Source organism: uncultured Anaerotruncus sp., from assembly GCF_902490045.1.
GTDB lineage: Bacteria > Bacillota > Clostridia > Oscillospirales > Ruminococcaceae > Anaerotruncus.
Genome location: NZ_CABUCJ010000189.1, coordinates 1 through 2,807 on the forward strand (window position 1 = coordinate 1; position 2,807 = coordinate 2,807).

The 2,807-nt window shown below is 62.0% G+C and carries 3 protein-coding genes; 1 reads left to right on the plus strand and 2 read right to left on the minus strand.

The features are described 5' to 3' along the window. Window positions 1-244: 244 nt before the first annotated feature. Together trmB and dusB are read right to left on the minus strand one after the other, a co-directional pair. Complete coding sequence (gene trmB / locus RDM88_RS12490) at window positions 245-946, minus strand: tRNA (guanosine(46)-N7)-methyltransferase TrmB (protein ID WP_308755152.1); 702 nt, start codon at window positions 944-946, stop codon at window positions 245-247. Continuing rightward, the gene (gene dusB, locus RDM88_RS12495) at window positions 943-1,929 is read right to left on the minus strand and encodes a tRNA dihydrouridine synthase DusB (protein ID WP_308755153.1); all 987 of its coding nucleotides are present in this window, start codon (window positions 1,927-1,929) and stop codon (window positions 943-945) included. Before dusB ends, trmB begins: the two co-directional genes overlap by 4 nt. Before the next feature lie 120 nt (window positions 1,930-2,049). On the opposite strand from dusB, the gene RDM88_RS12500 reads away from it, so the two are divergent. Next, window positions 2,050-2,511 carry a GNAT family N-acetyltransferase gene (locus RDM88_RS12500; RefSeq protein WP_308755154.1) on the plus strand — a complete coding sequence of 154 codons (462 nt, stop codon included), beginning with the start codon at window positions 2,050-2,052 and terminating at the stop codon, window positions 2,509-2,511. Window positions 2,512-2,807 lie beyond the last annotated feature (296 nt).

Sequence of the window (2,807 nt, forward strand, 5' to 3'; positions counted from 1 at the left end):
CCGTGTCACGGGCGCCGCCGACTTTGGCCGAAGGCCAACCGGAGGCGGCGCGGGGGTCAAGGGGTTCTCCCCTTGCGGCTTCTTTCCCCTATTTCTTGTCCGTACAAGAAATAGGGCCGCCCGCCGGGGCGGGACCCGGCAACTCCGCCGCTCGATGAGCGGCAAATTTAAAGTCACCGTCGCCGGTCGACCACCGGCAATCTCCGCCGCTCATTGAGCGGAAAATAAAACCCGCCGGCGACGCTCACTCGTCACCGGCGGGTTTGTGCTCCGTGGAGGGAAGATCCGGAATAAGGGTGCAGGCGGGATTCTTCCGCGCGCGGATGGAATAGATCGGCTGGCCGAGATCGGAAAAATACCGCTCATATTCGGTCATGATGTTGCCTTCCGCGTACTCGCTGCGGTGCAGGTCGGCGGTGGAAAAATACCGCTCCATGCACGCGTCGAATTCAAAGGTGGAGAAGTGGTAGAGCATGTAGTTGTCCGTCTTGAACCACACCTCGCCGCCGTCGGCGAGCAGGGCGTTGTAGACGGCGAGACGGCCCCGGTAGGTGAGGCGGCGCTTGAACTGCCGGTGCTTGTGCCAGGGGTCGCAGAAGTTGATATAGATGCGGCCGACCTCGCCGGGCAGAAAGATTTCGGAAAGACGGCCGGCGTCGCCGAGGATGAAGCGCAGATTGGGCAGCCGGGCCTCCATAGCGCGCTCGGTGGCGATGACGGCGACGTTGGCCTCCTTCTCCATCGCGACAAAGTTGATTTCGGGATGCAGGGAAGCAAGCTCGCAGATAAACGCGCCCTTGCCGCAGCCGAGTTCAAGGTGCAGCGGCGCGGCCGGGCTGGGAAACTGCTCCCGAATGCGGCCCTTCTTTTCCTCAGGGCTTTGGATGACGACCGGCGCGCAGGCGGCGAGCCGGGGGGCAAGATTCGTTTTCTTTCTCGGTCTCATGGCGTTTCCTCCCTGATGTCCGGATTGGCGGCGAGCACGTCGGAAGCCAGCCGCACCGCGTCCTCATAGGTGCAGAGCTCGCCCGAACGCCTGCGGAAAGCGGCGGCGCCGCGCATCCCCTTCATATACCAGGCCGCGTGCTTGCGCGCCTCACGCATGCCCTGGCGTTCCCCCTTGTTTTCACAGATAAGCTTCAGGTGGCGGAGCATGACCTCCATGCGTTCCGCAAGCGGCGGCGCGGGCAGAATCGAGCCGTCTTCAAAATAGCGGCCGACCTGCCGGAAGAGCCAGGGGCTTCCGAGCGCCCCGCGGCCGATCATAACGAGATCGCATTTTGTATAATCATACATGTACAATACGGATTGTAGATCAATGCAGTCGCCGTTGCCGATCACAGGGATCGAAACGGCGGCCTTTACCGCGGCGATGATATCCAGATCGACGGGCGGGGAATAGAACTGCTGGCGGGTACGTCCGTGCACGGTGAGCGCGGCCGCGCCGCTCTCCTCCATGACGCGCGCGAACTCCACCGCGTTGACATGCTCGTCGTCCCAGCCCTTGCGGAATTTGACGGTGACCGGCAGGGGAACCGCCCTGACGACCGCCTCGGTGATTCTACCCGCGAGGGCGGGATTTTTCATCAGCGCGCTGCCGCCCCCGTTGCCCGCGATCTTGGGCGCGGGACAGCCCATGTTGAGGTCGATTACATCAGGCCGGTAGGCGAGCGCTTTTTTCGCCGCTTCCGCCAAAATATCCGGTTCGTCCCCGAAGAGCTGCACCGCGACCGGCCGTTCGGCATCCTGCACGCCGAGCAGCTTGGCGGTCTTCCTGTCGGAGTAGTGCATCCCCTTGGCACTCGCCATCTCGCCGACCATATAGGCCGCGCCGAACTCCTTACAGATTTGGCGGAAGGCACTATCCGCCACGCCCGCCATCGGCGCGAGCGCCGCCGTCCGTTTGATTTCGATGTCCCCGATCTTCATGGGAACCTCCCTGTTTAAATCTTTTTCAAATTCCACATGATATCTTAACAGAAATTTGACTGTCAGGCAATGTTTTATGCTATAATATCCAATATGTAAGCGAGAGGGGAGAAGACGAATATGGAGATTCGGACCGCCGTGGAGGTGGACATACCGCGAATCGTGGAGCTTTACGCGCAGCTTTTTGCGCTTTCCGCGCGGATGCAGCCGGAACGTTTTCGCGGCACCCCGCAGGACGGGGCGTTTTTGCGGGAGGTCGTCGCGGCCGGGGACCAGGAGCTTTTTGTGGCGGACGACGCCGGCAACGTCTGCGGGTTCGCGCTGGTGCAGGACCTCGCGACTCCGCCCTACGACTGTGTCATCCCCTATCGCTACGCTTACCTGATGGACCTCTGCGTCGACGAGCGGCACAGGAACAGCGGCGTCGGCGCGCTGCTGATGGAGAGCGTCAAATCGTGGGCGCGCGCCCGGGGACTCCGGTATGTGGAGCTCTGCGCGCTGGCCCAGAACGAGGGCGCGATCCGCTTTTACCGCAGGAATGGGTTCGCCGACCAGCGGAAGATACTGCAGTTTGATTTGTGATTTTGCCGCTCGGGGAGCGGTGCAGCTTTTAGATATGCCGCTCATCGGGCGGCAGAATTGCCGGGTCCCGCCCCGGCAGGCGGGTTCCTTTTCGGACGGACGAAAAGGAACCAAAAGTCCGCCTAAGGGGGCTCCACTGCCCCCTTAGGAATCCCCTGGAGAACCTTGCCAAGACCCGCGAACTACCGTCGCTCCCCAAGGGTACACTAGCTGAGGGCTCAACCTAATCTCGGCGCTCCCAAGGACCGCAACCGGAGAACTCGCTGAAACCACCCGGCGGAAAACAACGCCCGTTC

Excerpts from the sequence above, each read along its gene's own strand:
- trmB (WP_308755152.1), bottom strand. The coding sequence starts at position 946 with ATGAGACCGAGAAAGAAAACGAATCTTGCCCCCCGGCTCGCCGCCTGC.
- dusB (WP_308755153.1), bottom strand. The coding sequence starts at position 1,929 with ATGAAGATCGGGGACATCGAAATCAAACGGACGGCGGCGCTCGCGCCG.
- RDM88_RS12500 (WP_308755154.1), top strand. The coding sequence starts at position 2,050 with ATGGAGATTCGGACCGCCGTGGAGGTGGACATACCGCGAATCGTGGAG.